A 22704-nucleotide genomic window follows, 5' to 3' on the forward strand; every position below is an offset into this window, starting at 1 on the left:
GCAGAACAAGCTGAGATATGAAGAGCTTGACATTCAAAAACAGGCTTCCGAAAACTCTTTGTTCGCACAATTACAAGCAGCCGTTAGAAGCAGAAATGCCGCACGTATCAGTTTGGAAGCTCAAAACAAGAATCTAAAGCAGGCGGAGAACGCAACAGAAATATTGTTTAAAAATTATGAGACTGGCACGATTGATTTTAGAGAGGTTTTGGATGTGCAGGAACTGCAGTTGCAATTTCAAATCAATCGAATTGAAGCTATAGGTGATTATTTCAAGCAAACAAGCGTTATCGACTATTTTACGGCTAGGAAATTATAAGTATTTATCTATGAAAATAGCTTATCTTATAATGTGATAGCTAAAAAAAAAATAAGTATTCATTTAAATCAGAATCAACATGAACTTTTCGAATAAAAATAACAAACATAAAAACAACAATAAAAAGGTTGTGAAGAAAAATTTAAGAGTAACTACAACAATTATTGCAATGGCTTTTTTAAGCCTTACAATAATGTCCTGTAGAGACACAAAAAAGGACGATTCTCATTATAGAATGGATTCCGAAATGATGGATGATGGTCATCATCATGACTCGTCAATGAACAATGATGATATGAAAGAATCACAAGAGATTATGGTTTCCAAAGTACAAAATCCTGAATCAGAATTGGTATTGGCAGACTATATGACACTTAAAAATGCTTTAGTAGAAACGGATAATAAAGCGGCTTCAGAAGCTGGAAAGAAACTTGAAAATACCTTAAAAAGTTTTAAATTAGATAGCTATCCTACTGAACAACAAAAGAAATTACAGCAAATTATAGCATCGGCCATCGAACATTCAGGAGAAATTGCACATAGTGGTATGAAGGAACAACGTGCTCATTTTCAGATGTTGAACAATGCAATAACCGAAATGGTAGCTATTACCGGAACAGAACACACACTTTACCAACAGTATTGTCCCATGTACGGAGATGGTGGTGCTTGGTTGAGTGCTGAGAAAAATATTAGAAATCCATACTTTGGTAGTAAAATGATGACATGTGGAACCGTACAAAAGAAAATAAATTAATTACACCTTTTAGAGGATGTTCTAATATATCTATAGTTACTTTAAAGTCTTTGTTTGAATGATTGAACGAAAGCTTCATATAGAATAATATGAATAACTAATTTTTAAAAAAACCAAAATGACACATACATACAGCATAGAGGGAATGACCTGCAATGGTTGCAGAAGCCACGTTGAAAAGATACTTTCTGAGGTGGAAGGCGTCTCAAAGGCTACCGTGGATTTAGAGAAAAAAGAAGCAATCATTGAAATGGAAAACCATATTTCAATCGAAAAGTTTCAGAAAGCTTTAAAAGATGATGGGGGAAGTTATAGCATCTATAATGTGGGAGAACAACCCCATATTTCCGAAATCGAGAAAGAAAAACTTCCAAAAGGTGTGGGTACCGGTGTTTTTTATTGTCCAATGCATTGCGAAGGCGATAAAATTTACAACAAACCCGGAGATTGCCCGGTGTGTGGCATGGATTTGGTCGAAGAGCAAAATTTATCAGCTATAACCAAAGAGCAATGGACCTGCCCGATGCACCCAGAAGTTGTACAAGATGAAGCAGGTTCCTGCCCAATATGTGGTATGGATTTAGTTCCCATGCAACCCGATCTTTCGGCAGAAGAGAAAACCTATAAAAAACTATTGAAGAAGTTTTGGATAGCCATGGCCTTCACGTTACCAATTTTTATTATTGCCATGAGCGAAATGCTTACTACAAATCCATTATATGACATTATGGAGCAGCAAAGTTGGAATTGGGTTCAATTTGCACTCTCCATTCCAGTGGTGTTTTATGCCACTTGGATGTTTTTTGAACGTGCTTATAGAAGTATAAAAACATGGAATCTTAATATGTTTACTTTGATAGGCATTGGTGCTGGTGTGGCTTGGTTGTTCAGTGTGGTAGCCATGCTTTTTCCAGATGTTTTTCCAGATCAGTTTCTATCGGAATCTGGTGCGGTACACGTTTATTTTGAAGCCGCAACCGTAATTTTAACGTTGGTACTTTTAGGTCAATTGTTGGAAGCGCGTGCACACAGTAAAACCAATTCGGCGGTCAAAGAGTTACTAAAATTAGCGCCTAATAAAGCCGTTAAAATGGTAGATGGCGAAGAGGTAGTAGTAAGTATCGATAAAATTGTATTGAACGATATTTTAAAGGTGAAACCAGGTGAAAAAATTCCTGTAGATGGTATCATCACCGAAGGAGAGACTAGTATCGATGAATCGATGATTACTGGAGAGCCGATACCTGTAAGTAAAACTATAGACGACCAAGTAAGCAGTGGAACTATTAATGGCAATCAAACATTTTTGATGAAAGCAGAAAAAGTAGGAAGCGATACCTTACTGTCTCAAATTATCAAGTTAGTTAATGATGCCAGTCGAAGTCGTGCGCCCATTCAAAATTTAGCCGATAAAGTATCGGGTTATTTTGTGCCGGTAGTAGTTATTATATCTTTAATAACTTTTGGAGTTTGGGCCATTTGGGGACCAGAACCGGCTTATGTCTATGCTTTGGTCAATGCCATTGCCGTATTAATTATTGCTTGTCCTTGTGCCTTAGGATTGGCCACACCTATGTCCGTTATGGTAGGTGTTGGAAAGGGCGCTCAAAATGGCGTCTTAATCAGAAATGCTGAAGCCCTTGAGAAAATGGATAAAGTAGATGTTTTGATTATTGATAAAACAGGAACTATTACTGAAGGAAGACCAACTGTGGAAAAAGTGGGTGCTTTTGGCACTAGTTTTTCCGAAGCTGAGGTGCTTCAATATATTGTGTCTTTAAATAGTAATTCCGAACATCCATTGGCAGAAGCCACCGTTAAATATGGTAAAGAACAGAAAGCCGAAGTATTAAAATCTGATGGATTTAGTGCCGTTACTGGTAAAGGTGTTGAAGGTAAAGTAAACGCTAAAAACGTCGCATTAGGAAATCCTGAAATGATGAGTTATGCGCAAGCAGAAATTTCTTCAAAAATGGAAGAAAAAGCAAAAACTTATCAAAAACAAGGTAAAACTGTTTCTTATTTGTCGATAGACAAAGAGGTTGTTGGTTATGTGGTTATTGGCGATAAAATAAAACCTACAAGTGCAAAAGCCATCAAAGAACTTCAAGAAAGAGGTATTGAAGTTATTATGATGACTGGCGATAATCATGACACAGCGCAAGCAGTGGCCACAGAACTTCATCTTACAGATTTTAAGGCAAGCATGCTCCCAGAAGATAAGCTCAAGGAAGTAGAAAAATTACAAAAACTAGGAAAGGTAGTTGCCATGGCAGGTGACGGTATCAATGATGCACCGGCCTTAGCGAAGAGTGATGTTGGAATAGCCATGGGCACAGGTACAGATGTGGCTATCGAAAGCGCCATGATTACCTTGGTAAAAGGCGACTTGCACGGTATTGTTAAAGCTCGAAAACTAAGTCATGCTGTGATGAAAAACATCAAGCAAAACCTCTTTTTCGCACTCATTTATAACACCTTAGGAGTGCCGATTGCAGCAGGCGTTTTATTTCCATTTTTCGGTATTTTATTATCACCTATGATTGCTGCCTTAGCCATGAGTTTTAGTTCGGTATCTGTTATTGGAAATGCATTAAGATTAAGAACCGCTAAGGTTTAACTTAAACAAAATTTAAACAAATGAAAAAGAATATCATTTACATTGGGGCGGCCTTAATTATTGGTCTTCTAGGTGGTTTTCTGCTATTCGGTGGAAAAACTGCGACAAATAATGACAACCACGAACATGCCGAAGAGGTTTCACAAATGTGGACTTGTTCCATGCATCCACAAATCATGCAGCCCGAACCAGGCGATTGCCCACTATGTGGCATGGATTTAATCCCAGCAGATTCTGGAGGTGAAGGTCTTGCCTTGAATGAGATAAGAATGACAACCAACGCCATGGCCTTGGCAAATATTCAAACAACAGTTGTAGGTAATAGCTCTGAAACAGAAGAAAACTCTTTATTGCTTTCTGGAAAAATTATGCCTAATGAAGAAGCCAATGCGGTGCAAGCCAGTTATTTTGAAGGTCGAATAGAAAAGTTAAATGTCAATTTTACCGGAGAAGAAATCCGAAAAGGACAGTTATTGGCTACCATTTATGCACCGGCTCTTGTGGCAGCACAACAGGAACTTTTAACGGCAGCTTCTATGAAGGAGTCCCAACCCGCCTTGTATAAAGCCGTTAGAAATAAATTAAAACTATGGAAACTTTCGGAAGACCAAATTAACCAAATTGAAACTTCTGGAAAAGTACGAGAGAATTTCCCAATTTATGCCACTGTTTCTGGTACGGTTTCCGAAAAAATGGCAGAGGAAGGCGATTATGTAAAACAAGGGCAACCTATAGTGAAAGTTAGTGATTTAGGAACTGTATGGGCCATGTTTGACGCTTATGAGAACCAAATTTCACAGCTAAAGAAAGGTCAAAAAATATCTGTAACTACCAATGCGTATCCCAATAGGGAATTTGAAGCCACCATTTCTTTTATCGATCCAAGTTTAAATACCCAATCCCGAACTGTTTCAGTTAGAGCCACTTTAAATAATAAAGAGGCTATTTTAAAACCAGGAATGTTTGTTACCTCAAAAGTTCAGATAGCAAAAAACACTAATAATCAATCACAAATAAGTGTTCCAGCATCTGCAGTACTTTGGACAGGAAATAGATCTTTGGTCTATGTGAAAACAAATCCAGACGAACCCATTTTTAAAATGCGCGAAGTTGGCTTAGGTGCTAAAAACGGTGAGATGTATACCATTCTTGATGGTTTGTCCAATGGAGAAGAAATAGTAACCCATGGTACTTTTACAGTAGATGCGGCAGCACAGCTTCAGGGTAAGAAGAGTATGATGAATACCGAAGGACCTTCTGAAATAGATGCCACAAAGTATTTATCGAATGTTGAAAGATTGGAAGTGCCATCAAAGTTTCAGGCCCAGTTAAAAGCAGTTTTTGATGATTATATGACCATTGAAAATGCTTTGGTCAAGGACGATTCAGAAACACCAAAAGAGGCGGCTGGGGATTTGCTTAAAAGTCTTCAAAAAGTGGATATGAAGCTTGTAAAAGAGGAGCCAGGACATAGTCATTGGATGCTGTTGGATAAGGAACTTCGAGAGGCTGCCCTAGCAATTTCAAAAACATCTGATATTAAAGAACAAAGAGATCATTTTATTCATCTTTCGGCACATTTAATTAATGCCGTGAAAACTTTTGGTATCAACCAAACGGTATATGTGGATTATTGTCCCATGGTGAATAATGATGTTGGGGCATATTGGTTAAGTACTAAAGAAGAAATTCTTAACCCATATTTTGGAGATGCCATGTTAACATGTGGAGAAGTAAAACAAATTATAGAATAAATTAAAAACAATTAAATTAAAAACAATGAAGAAAGTAATTTTAAGTATCGCTGTAATTGCAGGTATGGGTTTAACCAGTTGTAAAAACGAAGCAAAACAAGAAACGGCAACAATTGAAGTATCTGAAGAAATTGCCATGGCAGACCTGTCTTTTGGTGTAAGAGGTAATTGTGGCATGTGTAAGAAAACCATCGAAAAAGCAGCAAATAGCGTTGCAGGTGTTACTAGTGCTAATTGGGATGTAGATAAAAAGAAAATCGACGTGTCGTTTGATGATACCAAAACGGATGCTATGGCAATTCATAACGCCATTGCAGCATCAGGTTATGATACAGAAAAAGCAACTGGACATTTAGATGCCTATGAAAATTTACCAGGATGTTGTAAATACGATCACGACATGCAAATGAATCAATCTGGTGACATAAAAGCAGAGGTACACTAATTAAAAAATAGTAGATGTAAAAAAAGAGTTCTTTATTAGAGCTCTTTTTTTATATTTCAATGCCATTTTTTTCCTTTCTTTTATAAGTTTTTTGAATGAATTTCGTCTAAGGAACTTATAGGCAATAAAAAATAATTCTGGATTTTCATATTGTTTCATTTCTATTTATAGTATTTTAGAAAAAGCTTCTCTTTTAAAGTTAGTAAAAGATGAGATTCAAGGCATTCATAATTATTAAACAATGTAAATTTGTAAAATGAAAGAAGCGCTTTTATTCCAAGTAGAAATATATGTAGCAGAACTGTTAAATAAGCAGCTCTCATCAACAAATTATTATCATAACGCCATTCATACTAGACGCGTTGTAGCTCATGTTGAAGAATTAGCTGCCAAGGAACAATGCACGGAACAGGAAACAATAGCTTTACTGGTAGCAGCATGGTTTCATGATACGGGTTATATTCATTCTGATAAGGAACACGAAGAAGAAAGTGTGAAAATGGCTCATTCCTTTTTAAAACAACAAGGAGTTTCTGAAGAAATCCAGAGTTTGGTTGAGCAATTAATTCTAGCTACAAAAAGTGAGTATGAGCCCAAGAATAAACTAGAAGGAATTATTAAAGATGCCGATTGTGGCCATGTAGCTTCTGAAGAATTCATAGACATTTCAATGAATCTGATGAAAGAATTAAATGTCAAAAACCAATGCAATCTTTCTGAAATTGCATGGATGCAAGAGACTTTGGTTTTTCTAAAAAATCATTCGTTTTACTCCAATTCTGCAAAAAAACTTTGGCAGCCAAAAAAGGAAATTAACCAATTAGAAGTTCAAAGGAAATTAGATAGACTTTCAACTAAAAAAAAGAAAAAAGGAAAAAGCTCAGGATTTGGCAGAGGTGTGGAGACTTTGTTTCGAGTACAATTAAAAAATCATATAGAATTAAGTGCCATTGCAGATACTAAAGCCAATATTTTACTCTCTGTAAATGCTATTATTATTTCGGTAGCACTATCTAATTTAATTCCAAAACTGGATAGTCCATCAAATTTATTTTTAGTATATCCCACTTTAATTTTAACACTTTTTAGTGTGGCTTCTGTGGTGCTATCTGTTTTATCTACACGTCCAAAAATATCTAATGTGGCAATTACTAAAGATATGATTCGGCAGAATAAAACCAACATCCTGTTTTTTGGAAACTTTCAAAAAATGAGTTTGGAAGATTTTGAATGGGGAATCGACTATTTAATGGATAACGAAGAAACCTTATACAATTCACTCACCAAAGATTTATATTATTTAGGACTTGTGCTTAATAGGAAATATAAATTATTACGAATTACCTATACTGTTTTTATGTTTGGAATTATTATATCATCCGCAGCATTTATTTATAGTTATTATATAAATCTAGTCGCATAATATTAATTAAGGAAAAAATGAAAAATAGAAATACAAGACCCTTTAAAGTAATTATGTCCTTACGCTTATTAAAGGAAAAACTTGAAGCCTTATTAAAATCCAACAACAAAAGTGTTCATACACAAGCGAAGCAAGCTTTAGAACTTTTTGATAAGGATTCCGTATTGTTAAGGGGAACAGAATCTATTGCAGAATTCCTTACAGAGAAACCTGTTTTAGATCAGTTAATGACTTTTGTTTTTCCAACTGCTTTAACAGATAACGAAATTAAAGGAGCTGTTTTTCCTCATTCTAACGAGGTGTTTTATTGCAGTGCAAGACTCCAAAACATTATCAACACAGCCAATACAGACGAGAATCTATTTGATAGTCTATACAAGGAGTTTGAAGGCTCTTTCGATTTGCTTACATATGCCATTATATTAAATATTTATTATAAATACCAGGTAGATTTTGAAAGACCAAAAACAATATCAGTAACCGATAAACGGGGTAATAGTAAAAGGTATCGGGTAGTTTTTAATGCTGATTTTCTGGATATCTATCCAAATGAAAAAGCCATAGAAATTACACCTGAGATTTTAGACGAATTATTGAGTCATGCGGACAGAATTGATATTTGGGAAAAATATTTTCCAAAGGACTCATGGACCCTTGAAGGATTTGGAATTTTAACTCTTATTGATACCTCTTTGGATGAGCGCATAGACGATTTTAAAACACATTTAATTGAACCCAATACCGAAAGTTTTGAATATTTAAAAAAGGATATTAGACGCATATTCAATATTCCAGATTTGCAACTTGGTAGCTATAGTGTGGCAGACAATGTCATTACCCCACCGTTTGATAGAAGTTTTGATATGTTAACCATATTACCTGAGGAACATATTGGTGTTGGTAACTATGCATGTAATCATATTAATAATCAGTTATTCAAAGATTGCAAACCAATAATTATTTCAAATGTTGCAACCTATCACAAACAAACTAAGGGCAACCGGTTAAGCAAGCTTTTGTTAGAAAGAGGATTAAAAAGTGCTGCTTTAATTCCTATCCCAATAAATGGAGAATTAGGTTTTATTATAGAATTGGCCGCTTTTAAGCCAAATCAACTTAATGCCATTAATATGGTTAAGTTAGAAGCAATTATGCCGTTTATTTTAAGTTATTCCAAACGTACGTTTTCAGAATATCAAAATGAAATAAGTGCAGTTATACAGCAAGAATGTACAGCAATTCATCCTTCTGTAGAGTGGCGTTTTCAAGAAGAAGCTAGACAATATATACAAGAACGAAATTATGGGAAGAACCCGGTTTTTCATGAAATAGTATTTAAGGATGTTGTGCCACTTTTTGGACAAGTGGATGTTGTAGGTTCATCGAATGCCAGAAACGAAGCGATTCAAATAGATTTAACAAAACAGCTAGAAATAAGCAAGCAAATACTTATAGATAGAACTAAAATAGATTTACCGTTCTACGAACAACTAATATTTCAAATAGATAACTACTTATTTGATTTAAATGAAAACTTTCATACCAATTCAGAACAAGAAATTACGCTGTTTTTTGAAAAACAACTCATTCCTTTATTTGAACATTTTCAAAATAATTCAAAGGATAAAAATGTTTTGGGAGAATTCCTTAAATCCATCGATAAAACGACCAATAGTTTATATGATGCTAGAAAAGCCTATGATGTAACCATTGAAATGGGAAATAAAGAAATGTCTGCATTCTTGGAAAAACAGCAATTAAAAGCTCAGAAAATTTTCCCTCATTATTTTGAAAAATTCAAAACGGATGGTATCGAACACAATTTGTATGTAGGGCAATCTATAACCAAGAGTTTAAGTTATCATCCAACTGTTTTATACAATTTACGTTTGTGGCAGCTTCAAATGACTTGCGAGATGGAAGCCATGTATTATGAAAAACAAAAAGAGTTTCCGTTGCAGCTGAAGGTTGCATCCTTAATTTTAGCATACGATGTACCCATTACTATTCGCTATCGAATAGATGAAAAACAATTTGATGTAGATGGAGCCTATAATGTACGTTATGAAATGATAAAAAAACGTATAGATAAAGCACATCTCAAAAACACCAACGAACGTTTAACACAAGCGCATAAGCTTAGTGTGGTTTATTCAAGTACGGCTATGGAACGTGAATATTTATCCTATTTTGAATTTTTACAAGCAAAAAACTATATAGGAAAAAACATCGAAATAGTTGAATTAGAAGAACTTCAAGGAGCAAGTGGATTGAAAGCTATTCGAGTAGATTTGAATGAAAAACTACAAAAAGTATCTGATATTTTCACCTTGGAAGACCTACAAACAGTTTAAAAAATAAACATAATTTTATATAAAGTAACTTAGTGGTCAGTTGTGCTGCTTATCATCTTTAAGGAGGTACATTTAGACGTCTTATTTGCCAATTTAGGCATATTTAATTCGTCTCATCTATGGATATGTATTTCGGTCTAGATTTTGGGTTTTTAATACCATATAAAAATGATGTTGCTTCCAATCAACCTTAAATCTATATAAAAGTAGGATAAGATTTTTACTGCTTTCAGTTGCGAGAGCGCATTGAAGAGGAGAACTTTTTTAAGTGACTACTGAAAGAGTAGGATTTAAATATTCTGATACTTTTATCATCAATAGGTAGTTCTTTTACAAAGATTGTTCTATTTTTAGATACGAATTGTTCCATGTCAAAATATTTTAAAGAATGGAGATACGGAACTTAAATTAATGCATAAATATTTTTATAAAACATGAAGCTACTCGATAAAATATTAGTCCCAATTGATGTCAATATCGATTCAACAGAACAATTAAATACAGCCATAAAAATTGCCAAGTTGTGTAATTCTGAAATTTTCATTTTATATGTATTACCAGAAGAAGGTTTAAAAGATGCCATCAAGGATCTTGTAATTAATACCGCTACTGAAGCATTGAATAAAATAAAAAATATTTTTAAGAAAGAGGGAATAACAGTTAGTGAGCCCATAATTAAATATGGCAAACCCGTTGAAAATATTCTTAAAATAGCTAATAAGGAGAATGTTAATCTTATTTTAACAGGTTCAGGCAGTAAAGAAAAAGAAAAATTTAAGCGTGGATTTACAGCCGAAAAACTTATGCGACAATCTGAAAAACCTGTATGGGTTTCTAAGTCAGATAAAGAAAATAAACTACAGAACATTCTGTGCCCTGTAGATATTTCAAATCCTGCTAAATATGCCCTTAAAACGGCTATTTTATTATCGAAATTTTTTAATGCTAAATTAACAATTTTAAGTGTTTATGAACAATATGAGTCCTTTTCACCAAGACTTAGAGTGGATGTTGAAGAAGAAAATTCTATTAGGCTCAAACAGTTTGAAGTTGAAATGGAAGAATTTATCAAGGAGTTTGATTTAACAGGAATAAACCATCATATTGACCTTAAAGCTGGATCCGCTCATGTGGAAATATTAAAAGCTATAAAAGAAAACGATCATGACTTATTAGTTATGGGAACACACGGCCGCTCTGGGATAAAAAGATTTGTAATGGGAAGTGTTACAGAAAAAGTTACCCGCGAAGTGCCTTGTTCTTTTATTACAACCAAATCGGAAGATGTTTTTCAAATAAAATATGACGATGAGATAAAGGAAATAGAAGCCCATTATAAAAACGCAAACAATTTGTTTAAAAATGGATTCCATAAGGATGCCATCGGACAATATTTAATTTGTTTGCAAATCAACAGTGTGCATATTCCATCCATGTTCAAACTTGCCAAAGTTTTTAAAATTATAGATGATCATATAAAAGCAAAGCATTATAGCGATATGGCGAATGAGGTTTTAACCAGCTTATGGGATGATGAAGTTGCACAAGAAATTAAAAAATACTATACATCTGGAACATAGAACCTTGAGATAAAGTACTTATTTTTTCATTATACACCAAAAGGATTATCAATGCTGTGCGCTGGCTGGGTAAACCACTTAGGACCTTTGTTAGTCATGTAAATATGATCTTCCAAACGCACGCCAAATTCTTCTGGTACCACAATCATTGGTTCAATACTAAAGGCCATTCCTGTTTGGAGTGGAATTTTGTTTCCTCTCAAGATAAATGGGTGTTCGTGAATTTCGAGACCGATGCCATGACCCGTTCTATGAGGCAATCCAGGTAGATCGTAATCTGGTCCTAGACCATCTTTTTCTAATTGTACACGAACTTGGTCGTCAATATGTCCACAAGGCTTACCTAGTTGTGCTGCATCAAATGCTGCTAATTGAGCCGTTTTTTCATTGGTCCAAATTTTCTTTTGTTTGTCTGTGGCGTCTCCATAAATATAGGTTCTTGTAATATCTGAAAGATATCCGTGGTACTTAGCGCCGGTATCGACTAATACAATTTCATTTTCTGCCAGTGGTTTAGGCGATTTTACACCGTGTGGAAAACTAGAATCTTTACCAAATAAAACAATGCAAAAATAGGAGCCACTGGCGATTCCTAGTTTTTGATGCGCTTTATGGATGAATATCTCAACCTCTGATGTGGTAATGCCAGGTTTTAAAATTCTAGCTGTTGCCTGATGAACTTGCATGGTTAAATCCATAGCGTATTGGATGTGTGCAATCTCGGCTTCACTTTTCAACATTCTGATGTCTCTAATCAATTCCTCCGCACTACTGATTTTAAATTTCTTGTGTTCCTGAAAGCGGGAAACTATGGTAAAAGCTGTAGAATCATCAACAGCTAAACGTGTGCCTTCTGAAACAACTTCAGCTATTTTCTGTACAGGCGATTCGTGTTCCGCCCATGGAATGAGTTTGCCTTCAATTCCTATAAAATCGTTAAAAGTTCCTATTTCAAATTCCGGAACTACATATTGAAGTGTCCCATCTGCAAAAAGAAGCGCACCAACTATCCGTTCGGACGGATTCCATTTTGTGTTGGTAAAGTAATATAAATTGGTTCCAGCATTGATATATAACGCATCCAACCCTTTTGCTTTTAAGGCCACACAGGCTTTATCGAGTCTGTTTTGAAATTCGGTGTTATTAATAGGTGAAGGTTTCGTAGTAGGTTCGATTAACTTAGAAAGTTCTACTTCTGGTGTACTTCCACCAATGCCGTATGATCTGTTGCTATTCATGCTAGATGTAATTTTAAAACTTAGGTAAATTTACAAAGGAGTTTACGAATACCAAAAGAATAGATGCAAGAATCCTCATTCATTGTTTATATACCATGGACTCCATGTCTTGAACCTTCATCTAAAAATGTATTTATATGCAACTTCGAGTTTTTGATTCTTGTAATTTTATTTCATGTTAAACTAAAGGATTTTTTTCTTAATTTAATGTCGTAGTTAACTTAAAACAAAGACATTATGAAAACAAATAGAAAATTACCTGCATTTTTTCCTACCATTGGAATTTTAATGATGGTATTGGCTTTTTACGCTTTCAAGGCAGATCATGGAACCAACGAAGTTTACTTAGCTCAAACTCCTTGGGAAAATCTCAAGGTGCTTCCTCAAGACATATCAAAGGATAGCTTGACACATCTTATGAACAACTACTCAGCTTCTCTTGGAGTAAACTGCAAATATTGCCATGTACCAAGTAAACTGGATCCAACTGAAATGGATTTTGCTAACGATGCTAAAATTGAGAAAGAAATTGCTCGCGGAATGATAACCATGACCAATGAAATTAATGAGAATTATTTTAAGCCTTACTTTCCAGACCCAAAACCACATCAAGTTCATGTTGTAAACTGTGTGATGTGTCATCGAGGAACATCCAATCCCGAAAAATATTTATCACAAATGGGAGATATGTATAAAACCTACGATCCTGAAAGAGATAACAGAAAAGAGAAAATCTTGGAACAAGGACAAAAATAATAAGTAGGGGTGGTTTCAACAAAAATCGTCACTAATATATGTTTGTAAACTTTTAAAGCTAAATCTCATTCAAAGTCATTCGCAACCTAATTATTTCTGAAGGTTTTCCATCGTTGTCCGTTACAAGAACCAGATCGGTTTGGGTTTTGGAAATGACTTTATCGATGATTACAGATTCCACTTTTAAAGGAAATCCTGGATTGGGAATGTGTTGAATTAAAAAATCATCGGCAAGTTCTCCATGCTTTATTTCAATTAAGCCAATAAAACTTCCTAGAATATCCCCATCATCATATGCATTGGTTGCATCTTCTACTGTAGCGGTAAAAATAAGATATGGTTTGTCTTCAAAAGTAGTAGCGCCTGAAAAACCAGCTTCCAAGCCATTTATTTTTGGTAAAGAAAACAGATTGGCTTTTGGAATAGGAAAGTTGATTCCAGTTTTACAATAGGTAATAAAGTCTTTATATGAAAAGCGGAAAATGATATTTCGACCTCGGTTAAAAAGATGCAACAAATCCCCATTCATGGCTAGTGCCTCTATATCGAGTTCATAGCCATGCATGAACTCCATGTTTCTCAAATACTTATAAAACAGGGAAATATCGTATAGTTCATAGCTTATTTCCTTTCCTATTTTTATCAAAACACATACATTCCGTTCGGGAGATTTGGAGCCAGAACCAAAAACAAGAATTTCAGTATCACTTATCATTTCCATAGCTTCAAAATCGGGTTTATCGATTTTAGGAATTCTATGGCCTTGGAGTTTTTTAGGAGAATAAATCAGACTTTCTGACAGAATATTAAAGTTGTTATCCAGATGAAATAAATAAGGAGAATCATCACCAATAACATAGAAACCCTCTTTAAACTTAACGATTCCAGAGGCACTTGGCACATCTTCCAAAATCTGACAACTTAATATTTCAATATCTAATTTAGTTTTTTGCACAGAGTTTATTTTTAAGATGCCATGCTGTAAAGATGATTGATCTGTTTTGAGATGTCATTCACAACATCGATTTATTAGTTGTCGTTTCTGTACTTTCTTTTTTTAGTAATCAGCCAAAATCTTAAGTCATCGTAAAACAAACTCATTTGTAAAATAGCAGCTCCAATAAGGAGGGTGTTCAATTTTAAATCTAGGGTTGAAAAGAAGAACCCGCCAGAAAGACCTCCTAAAAAGAAAAAACAAATAATATAAACCCGCAATTTAATAGTCGCTTTTATACTCTTTCTGTATAGTTTGGTTTTAGGAAAAAACAATTGCGAAAGTTCAATGCCCAAATCGGTAAAAAGTCCTGTTAAGTGCGTGGTTCTAACAACGGCATTCGAGATTTTTGTTACATAGGAGTTTTGAAGTCCCATAGAAAACAGCAGCAAACAGGCAATGGTGTTTGGATGAAGAAGGCCTGTAAAATTACTTAAAAGTGCAATACAAATTAGAATAAGCGATTCTATGATTGTTGGGAGTGCAAATACATTCATTTTTTTGCTCTCGTTAAAAGACTCTATTAAAAAGCTAGATGTAAACGAGCCCAATAAGAACGAAAAAATATATAAAAAGTAAATGGTGCCTTTCCAGAATTCAAAATTAGACATGTCGTTCACGAATAAGGCAAAATGCCCCGTAACGTTTGTTGTTAGCTGTTTAAAGGATAAATATCCAACCACATTTACTAGTCCTGCAACAAACGACAAAACTGTTGCAAGATGAATGTTATGTTTTAAAGTCCGACTTTTACCCTGATGTCTAAACATGTTGCTTTTACTTCCTTTTCTATGCGAAAATACATAAATCTACAAGGTTTTTCAATCAATAAATCAGCAATTTTTTAAGTTTGATGGCAGTTGCTTTACATGTCGTGATTTATTTTTCCTTATTTATAAAAAAAGTGCTCATTTAGTTGCTAAATTGTACCTTTGGTTTCTTAATAAATTACCTTGGGTCAAGTCAATCAATTTATATCTAAAAATTATAAGGATTTCTTACAGTTCTTAAAAAGCAGCGACTTCTCGAAAGCAGTTTTAACAGGAATTGCAGTTACTATCCCTATACTTTTAGGAATATTTTTAAATCAACTGGATATTGGCTTAGCCATTTGTTTTGGTGCTTTTTGGTGCTCTCCAAGTGATGTTAGCGGAAAACTTAAACACAAAATCAATGGCATTCTGTTTTCTGCGCTTTTAATTATGATTGTTAGTTTTATTGGAGGGTATTTACAATTTCAAACCTGGCTTACAGTGCCAGTTCTTGGCATCTTAACTTTTGGAATCGCCTTTATATCAGTTTATGGTTTTAGAGCGTCGCTAATTGGCTTTTCTGGGTTGTTGGCTTTGGTATTGAGTTTTGCTCATACCAGCGATGTGTTGGAAATTTATCAATATGCCATTTTAATAGGAATAGGTGGGCTTTGGTATTTATTGATTGCCATGACATGGTATTATATTAATCCGAAAGCTCAAACGGAAGAAAAATTAGCAGCTACTTTTATACTTACAGCTGAATTTTTAGAAACTAGAGGACAATTGGTTGGGCCGCAAGCCAATCGGGAGAGTTTACAAACTAGGTTGTTGGATTTGCAAAGTGAATTGGTTGAAAATCATGCTAGTTTAAGAGAGATTTTAGTTCATACACGAAAACAATCTGGAAGATCCAATTATAAAGGAAAGCGTTTATTGATATTTGCACAACTTGTAGAAATGCTGGAAACAGCCATTGCCAATCCTGTAAAATATAAAAAAATGGATGCTTTGTTAGAGAAACATCCCCATTATGTTACAAGTTTTCAGAATCTTATTTTTGAAATGGCACTTCAATTAAGAGGCATCGCCGATGCTGGAAATAATGTAAAAAAACTACCTAATAATAAAGATTTAACCGATTATTTTAAACAGGTAGAAGCGCAAATAAACGTCCTTAAATTGGAAACAGTAACAAAAGATTATGAGGCATTTTTGATGCTTCAAAATTTATTGGAATATCAGGAAAAGCAGTTTCAAAAATTAAAACGTATTAAATGGCTTTTAGGAAACCCGAATGTGGACGATTTAGAATTTATAGACACTCGTGAGCTGAAACGTTTTATAGTGTCTCAAGATTACGATCCTAAGTTGTTAGTTCGAAATCTTAGCTTACAATCCAATATTTTCAGGCATTCCTTGAGGTTGGCAGTAACCGTGATGGTTGGGTATGTTATAGGAACAGTGTTTTCCTTTCAAAACCCATATTGGATTCTTCTTGCCATTATTGTTATTATGCGGCCAAGTTATGGGCTTACAAAAACCCGTTCCAAAGACCGGATTATAGGAACTTTATTAGGTGGAGGCATTGCCTTGGGAATGGTGTTTTTAATCCAAAATCCGGTTGTGTATGGTATTTTAGGTGTGCTTTCGTTGGTTGTGGCCATTTCTATGGTACAGAGAAATTATAAAGCTTCTGCTACTTTTATTACCTTGAGTGTGGTGTTTATTTATGCCATACTTCAACCCGATGTTTTGTCTGTAATTCAATATCGAATTATAGATACCGTGTTGGGAGCTGGGTTATCTTTTATGGCTATGCTTTGGTTGTGGCCAGCCTGGAGTTTTTCGGAAATAAGTGAAAACATAGAAACCAGTGTTGCGGCCAACAAGGATTTTTTAAATCAAATTTCTCAATTTTATCAAAATAAGGGAAAGGCTTCTACCAGTTATAAATTGGCGCGAAAAAGAGCTTTTTTAGAAACCTCTAATTTAAACTCGGCTTTTCAACGGATGGCACAAGAGCCTAAATCCAAACAGAAAAACCTAGATAAGATATATGAACTGGTGGAGTTAAACCATGCTTTTTTATCTTCCTTGGCGTCTTTAAGTTCTTATATTCAGCATCATCCAACTACAGAGGCCTCTGAAATGTTTAAAGAAGCTGCTAATAAAATAGACCATAATTTAAGTTTGGTAATGACGGTTTTAAGTAATCCTTCTGCTAAAAAAACCATACATATTCCAAATGAAGCTGCTTTTTTCAATGAGCAATTAACAAGCAAAATGCGCTTTATGGCTTCTGAGGATTCGCCTTCAGAAAGGAATTATCAAGAAGCTCATTTGGTATGGGAGCAACTTCGATGGTTGTATGCTATGAGCAGAAGTATGTTGAAGGTATCGAATTCCATTCAGTTTGATTAGGGTTTTTTGTATAGTTGTTAAGATGGTGAGTTGGATGTTTTTTGAGGTCTTGCACGAGTTTAGTATTTTCAAAAAAGCTTAAATGAATAAACCTGCGATGTCTATGGGAAACAAGACCTGTTTATCCCGCAGATATCGCAGATTCACGCAAAATTTAAAATAAGAGATTCTGTGAAGCTCTTAATAATAACTCTGCCACTAACTTATTAACTTCTTAGGCTATACATGTTCCATTTTTTTAATATTATGAATCACGCCGCCATCTACTAAAATATCGGTACCTGTAATAAATCTGGCCGCATCACTAGCCAAAAAGCCTATGACATTTGCTACCTCTTCTGGTTTTCCATTTCTTTTTAAAGGTGTTGCTTGTTTTATTATTTCCATGCGTTCTGGATGTTCTTCAGCAGCTTTTAATGACATCGGGGTTTCAATAACTCCTGGAGATACGGTAACCACTCGAGCGCCTTTTGCTCCCCAAGCGTCCACATATTTATGGGAGAGTAGAATAACCCCACGTTTTGCAAAATTATACATCATATCCGAGCTGTTATTTACAAAAGGTCTTACAATTTCGAAGGAATCTGGAGCTTGCGGATTAGAAAGGGCTTTATCGTAAGTCTCGTTTGCAGGAACTACATGTGCCATCATGGAGGCTAGGAGTACAGCTACAGAATCTTTGGTTGCCAGTTTGTGAAAAGCATTCATTAAAATATCTGTTCCGATTAAATCGATGGTAAACACTTTTTTTAGGTCTTGAACCGTTCCACTCACTCCAGCGGTATGGATTAAAGCCTTTAGTTCCCCAGTTTTCGAGGTGAAATCTACGAGTTTATCGACATCTTTTTTGTCCGTAATATCGCAGGCAATTCCAGTAGCTTGGTAGCCTTCTTTTATGAGGCTTGCAACTGTTTTATCCACGCTTTCTTGCGAGTAATCGGTAATAATTAAGGGATTGTTTTTGAAAACTCTCGCGCATGTCTGACCAATTCCTCCAGCTCCGCCCGTAATTACGATGACTTTTTTATCTGTATTCATTTTAAAGATGTTTTATAAGTTGTATTTAATAAAATACCTGTCAGGTTTTAACAACCTGACAGGATCTAGATTTAGTAACGAGTTATGGCTCCAAAACCATTAAACTTCGTTAATTCTCCTTTTGGAAGGAATACGACATCGCCTCCATAGCTCATATTGTATTCTATAAGCTCGTCGTAGATATCGTCAATTACATCTGTGTTACTTCTGTGTTCGTTGGACACATAAATAATTTCATCATTTTCCATGACGGCTGGTTGGAACAAACCTTGCTCTATAAAAAGCGTTTGAATTTTCCCTTCAGTAATGGCCTTATAGATTTCATTGGTATCACTTAAGAATTTATTATCGGAAACCGCTTTTTCCAATTCAGATTTTCTCTCGTTGTTTTGTTTAACAAGATGTGCTTCCACAAGCTTCCAGGCCTCATTAACTATGGCATGATCTTTTTCTCCGATTTGGTTTTTGTTAAGAAAGACGTCAAAGAAACTGTGTTTCTGATCGGCTACTTTTAAATATTCCGAATAGTTTTCTTCCACCGAACAAATTAAAACAGGTAAAGGATTTTGATGTCTCGTACTATTTACCTCTTTATCTACTTGGTTAAAAAATTCGGCAGTTAAACTTGATTGGCGAGAAGCTACAGATGGTTCTGGTGTGGTTTTATTGAAAAACTGTTTGTTTTCTAGCGGAAATGGCTTACCAAATTCTTTAACAACCCTATTATTAGAAGCTTCAATAAGTCTTACTCTCTCCTTGCTTAAAACCAAGACATAATAATTGGCTTCTATATGCATGGCTCTTATTAAGTCTCTAGTAGCAAAAGTTTCGTCTATAACAACACGGTCTACCACTTTAATTGGCAACCTTGTATATTCCGTAACATCTTTATTGACAAAAAGTATTAAACTTTCTAAATTATGACTGTGGTCTATTTGTCCTGCTAATTCCTGTAATTTACCAACTAGCTGTTGGGCAGACTTTTTATCGGTATCTGCCATGAGTCTATTTTCGGCATCCTTGATCAAGTTTTTAAGCTGTAAGGCGTCTTTTAAATAGTCGGGTTTTGTTCGGTGTGTATTCATAATAATAGTAATACAATTCTCCGAACGCATGTTTTTTAGTTGTTTTAAAGTGGTGTTCATTTTTAATTTGTTTTAAAGATTCATATATTTTTATTCGGTACTAACTACCGTTTGTAATTTTAGTTCTATGGGTTTGGGTTGTGTTGAAGTTCCGTAAAACCTATCAAATATCACACAGGCCGTAAGGTCTCCAGTTACGTTTACTACGGTTCTAAACATTCCAAGAATTCTATCTATACCAATAATAACAATTAAACCATCTATTGGTATGCCAGCACTTTCCAGTACAGAAGCAAGAATTATGACACCTCCTCCAGGAATGGCGGGCGTTCCAATGGAGGCAGCTACAACCGTTGCCGTTATTAGAACTAGGTTAACAATCGATAATTCTATTCCATAAGCTTGAGCCAAAAATAGCGTGGTAACACATTGAAATAACGCTGTGCCGTCCATATTAATTGTAGCTCCTATTGGAATTACAAAGTCGCTTATATTTGAGGACACTTTAAGGTTTTCTTCGGCCGTTTTCATGGATACCGGCATTACTGCAGCCGAGCTTGCCGTAGAGAAGGCCAGTAATTGAGGTTCTCTGATAGCTTGTAAAAACTTGAAAGGGTTCTTTTTGGCAACAAATAAAACCAGCAAAAGGTAAAAGGATATGAGAACCAATAGGCCAATAAGGACGACTCCCATATAATATCCCAGACCCAGAAAAATACCAACTCCAATTCTAGACAGTAAAGCGGCCATAAGACCAAATACAGCATAAGGTACGAGTTTCATGGCCCAAGAAACCACTATCATACAGATTTTTTGAATAGCTTCTGTAAACCTAATGATAGGATGGGCCGTGTCTTCTTTCAGCTGGGTGATGGCAATTCCAATGATTATGGTAAAAATAACGATGCCCAGCATTTCACCCATTAAAACAGCTTCCAAGGGATTGTTAGGAATGAGGTTTGAAATAGCTGTAGGAATATTATCTATTAAACTAGTCTGTTCTTTAGGGATAATTTCTTTTCCACTATTAGGGAATCCGCCAAGCGATAGCACGTATTTCCCCGGTTTCATGATAAGGGTCACAGAAAGTCCAATGATAATGGCTACAACTGTGGTAAAAATAAAATACAGAAAGAGTCTTAAACCAAAGGTCTTTAAATTGTCGGAGGTATTACTAACAATTCCAGATATGATAGAGGCGAAAATCAACGGAATCATCACCATTTGAATGAGCCTCATAAATATTTGGCCGGGCAGTTCCATCCAATTGGCCAGCCAGGAACCAAAGCTTTCAGAAACCAATCCCGTAGAAGGATTCAATAGAATTCCTACAGCGGCACCAAGAAATAATCCAATAATTACTTGAAGCCATAATCGTCCTTTAATAAGACTTTCTAAATGGACGGATAAAGCCGTTAGAGGTCTAAATTCCATATTAATTTCTTTGGGTTTATTGAAAAGTAATTTACGGTCTTAGTATAAAATAATCGTTTTGTTGACTTCGTTCAAAGTTAAGGGTATTGTTTGGGATAGGCTATGATATTGGTCAGCTATGGATTTATAAAAATGATATTCATCACCTTAATTAAGGCTATGGGTGAATAGATAAATGCCCTATAGTTATAAAAGCATTTGGATTTAACTCTATTTTTAATTTCACGCGAATTGACGCTTGATTTTCAGATTTAATTTCACACGAATTATAGATCATCATTCCATACACTATCCATACACTATCCATGGAGTATCTATGGAGTATCCATGGAGTAACAAACACCCCTATAATCCCCTCGAGGGGATAATATGATCCGTCTTAGAATAACTGTATAGGGTATTAAATAAATACATCCTGATATTATTGAAAGATTGACGAGGTATTAAAAAACTTGAAAAAGCCCCTGAAGCTTACTTTTGAGAAATACAAACTCTCTTTAGAGTCCAGTCGAGGGGAACACCTTTATAATCCTTTAAAGGGGGATGGTGATTCGTCTTGAAATGGCTATACAGGTTTTTGATAAAGGAGACACTAATTGTTACTCATGTGGTTATTGAACATGTGTTTAAAATAAAAAGATAGGAACAAAGTCATATATTATCTTTGGAGTGTTAAACACCCCTATAATCCCCTCGAGGGGATAACATGATCCGTCTTAAAATAACTATATAGGGTATTAAATAAATACATCCTGATATTATTGAAAGATTGACGAGGTATTAAAAAACTTGAAAAGGACCCCTGAAGCTTACTTTTGAGAATTAGAGTCCAGTCGAGGGGAACACCTTTATAATCCTTTAAAGGGGATGGTGATTCGTCTTGAAATGGCTATACAGGTTTTTGATAAAGGAGACACTAATTGTTACTCATGTGTTTAGATTAAATTGTAAAGGGAATTTCACCATACTCATAGGAGGTCATAGGGAAGCCATAGGGAAGCCATAGGAAAGGTATGGGAAAGGTATGGGAAAGGTATGGGGATTGACCCGTCCTAAAATAACTATATATTTTATTTTGGAGATAGATAAATCACTCGGATGCGAATGATATAGCAAAAAAAAGCGACCCTTTCGGATCGCTTGTTTACATTATGTTTCAATTTTTATTAATCTTGTTTTACAACAATTTTCTTGTTGATGAGCGCATTATCTGAAGTCCTTACTTTAATGATGTACGTGCCTTCCGAAATGTTTTTAACAGGAAGTCTGGATTCATGAGATAGCGGCGCATTGGTTTTATTCCAAGATCTCACCGTTTGACCTAACATGTTTACTAGATACACTTGTTTGATTTCCATGGATGTTGGTACATTAATATAAATCTCACTAGTGGCACTTAAGTAGCTAACTATCACATTCGAGAATTGGTCGTCCACAACATCCAGCGTGCCTTCTTCCTTAAAGGTAATAAAGTATCTGTTTGCGTGACTTCCAGCATCTAGGGCTATTTGGTAATTAACCGTATTGATACGAGAGTAAGTACCTAATAAGGCATCATATACATACACATCAATGTCCGTGTCGAAGTTTTCTAGATCTGTTAATTCAATTTCAATGTTTCCGGCAATTCCTAAATCTAAGGTTACAGGATACATATTATCTATATCGAATTGACCGACTCCCTGGATGACATATTTTTCATTTTCAATGATGAAGGACATGTCGCTTGGG

16 protein-coding genes and 1 pseudogene are annotated in these 22704 nt (G+C 35.1%); 10 read left to right on the forward strand and 7 right to left on the reverse strand.

What is annotated here, in order from left to right:
* From VKY47_RS13660 to VKY47_RS13695, 8 genes and pseudogenes are all read left to right on the forward strand, one after another.
* Positions 1-319 (forward strand): annotated as a pseudogene (locus VKY47_RS13660) (TolC family protein); the annotation flags it as partial.
* A gap of 79 nt (positions 320-398) precedes the next feature.
* Complete coding sequence (locus tag VKY47_RS13665) at positions 399-1076, forward strand: DUF3347 domain-containing protein (RefSeq protein ID WP_324313388.1); 678 nt, start codon at positions 399-401, stop codon at positions 1074-1076.
* A gap of 118 nt (positions 1077-1194) precedes the next feature.
* On the forward strand, positions 1195-3696 hold the full coding sequence (locus VKY47_RS13670; protein ID WP_324313390.1) for a heavy metal translocating P-type ATPase: 2502 nt from the start codon (positions 1195-1197) through the stop codon (positions 3694-3696).
* Positions 3697-3716: 20 nt separating this feature from the next.
* Positions 3717-5450: an efflux RND transporter periplasmic adaptor subunit gene (locus VKY47_RS13675; protein ID WP_324313391.1), complete on the forward strand. Its 1734-nt coding sequence runs from the start codon at positions 3717-3719 to the stop codon at positions 5448-5450.
* 25 nt (positions 5451-5475) lie between these two features.
* Positions 5476-5895: a heavy-metal-associated domain-containing protein gene (locus VKY47_RS13680; protein ID WP_324313392.1), complete on the forward strand. Its 420-nt coding sequence runs from the start codon at positions 5476-5478 to the stop codon at positions 5893-5895.
* Positions 5896-6151: 256 nt separating this feature from the next.
* The gene (locus VKY47_RS13685; protein ID WP_324313394.1) at positions 6152-7318 is read left to right on the forward strand and encodes a Pycsar system effector family protein; all 1167 of its coding nucleotides are present in this window, start codon (positions 6152-6154) and stop codon (positions 7316-7318) included.
* A gap of 17 nt (positions 7319-7335) precedes the next feature.
* On the forward strand, positions 7336-9672 hold the full coding sequence (locus VKY47_RS13690; RefSeq protein WP_324313395.1) for a hypothetical protein: 2337 nt from the start codon (positions 7336-7338) through the stop codon (positions 9670-9672).
* Positions 9673-10106: 434 nt separating this feature from the next.
* On the forward strand, positions 10107-11252 hold the full coding sequence (locus tag VKY47_RS13695; protein ID WP_324313397.1) for a universal stress protein: 1146 nt from the start codon (positions 10107-10109) through the stop codon (positions 11250-11252).
* A gap of 29 nt (positions 11253-11281) precedes the next feature.
* On the opposite strand, the gene VKY47_RS13700 is transcribed toward VKY47_RS13695, so the two are convergent.
* Complete coding sequence (locus VKY47_RS13700) at positions 11282-12490, reverse strand: M24 family metallopeptidase (protein ID WP_324313399.1); 1209 nt, start codon at positions 12488-12490, stop codon at positions 11282-11284.
* Between the two features lie 237 nt (positions 12491-12727).
* Between VKY47_RS13700 and VKY47_RS13705 the strand changes: the two genes are divergently transcribed.
* Positions 12728-13246 carry a c-type cytochrome gene (locus VKY47_RS13705; protein ID WP_324313400.1) on the forward strand — a complete coding sequence of 173 codons (519 nt, stop codon included), beginning with the start codon at positions 12728-12730 and terminating at the stop codon, positions 13244-13246.
* Between the two features lie 58 nt (positions 13247-13304).
* Here the strand turns inward: VKY47_RS13705 and VKY47_RS13710 are convergent, their stop codons facing one another.
* Positions 13305-14201: a DUF6929 family protein gene (locus VKY47_RS13710; protein ID WP_324313401.1), complete on the reverse strand. Its 897-nt coding sequence runs from the start codon at positions 14199-14201 to the stop codon at positions 13305-13307.
* Between the two features lie 74 nt (positions 14202-14275).
* Positions 14276-15010, reverse strand: a complete 735-nt coding sequence (locus VKY47_RS13715; RefSeq protein WP_324313402.1) for a YoaK family protein — start codon at positions 15008-15010, stop codon at positions 14276-14278.
* 183 nt (positions 15011-15193) lie between these two features.
* Between VKY47_RS13715 and VKY47_RS13720 the strand changes: the two genes are divergently transcribed.
* Positions 15194-17416, forward strand: coding sequence for an FUSC family protein (locus VKY47_RS13720; protein WP_324313404.1), 2223 nt, complete (start codon positions 15194-15196; stop codon positions 17414-17416).
* Between the two features lie 219 nt (positions 17417-17635).
* Here the strand turns inward: VKY47_RS13720 and VKY47_RS13725 are convergent, their stop codons facing one another.
* From VKY47_RS13725 to VKY47_RS13740, 4 genes are all read right to left on the reverse strand, one after another.
* Entirely contained in the window at positions 17636-18454 is an 819-nt protein-coding gene (locus VKY47_RS13725; RefSeq protein WP_324313405.1) for an SDR family NAD(P)-dependent oxidoreductase, read from the reverse strand.
* A 71-nt stretch (positions 18455-18525) separates the two neighbouring features.
* Positions 18526-19599 (reverse strand): AOC03_06830 family ribosome hibernation factor, encoded by a 1074-nt coding sequence (locus VKY47_RS13730; protein ID WP_324313407.1) that lies wholly within the window; start codon positions 19597-19599, stop codon positions 18526-18528.
* A 30-nt stretch (positions 19600-19629) separates the two neighbouring features.
* Positions 19630-20973, reverse strand: a complete 1344-nt coding sequence (locus VKY47_RS13735; RefSeq protein WP_324313408.1) for a dicarboxylate/amino acid:cation symporter — start codon at positions 20971-20973, stop codon at positions 19630-19632.
* A gap of 1166 nt (positions 20974-22139) precedes the next feature.
* The coding region (locus VKY47_RS13740; protein ID WP_324313409.1) for a T9SS type A sorting domain-containing protein at positions 22140-22704 on the reverse strand (565 nt) is incomplete at its 5' end.

Source organism: Xanthomarina sp., from assembly GCF_035306705.1.
Taxonomy (GTDB): domain Bacteria; phylum Bacteroidota; class Bacteroidia; order Flavobacteriales; family Flavobacteriaceae; genus Xanthomarina.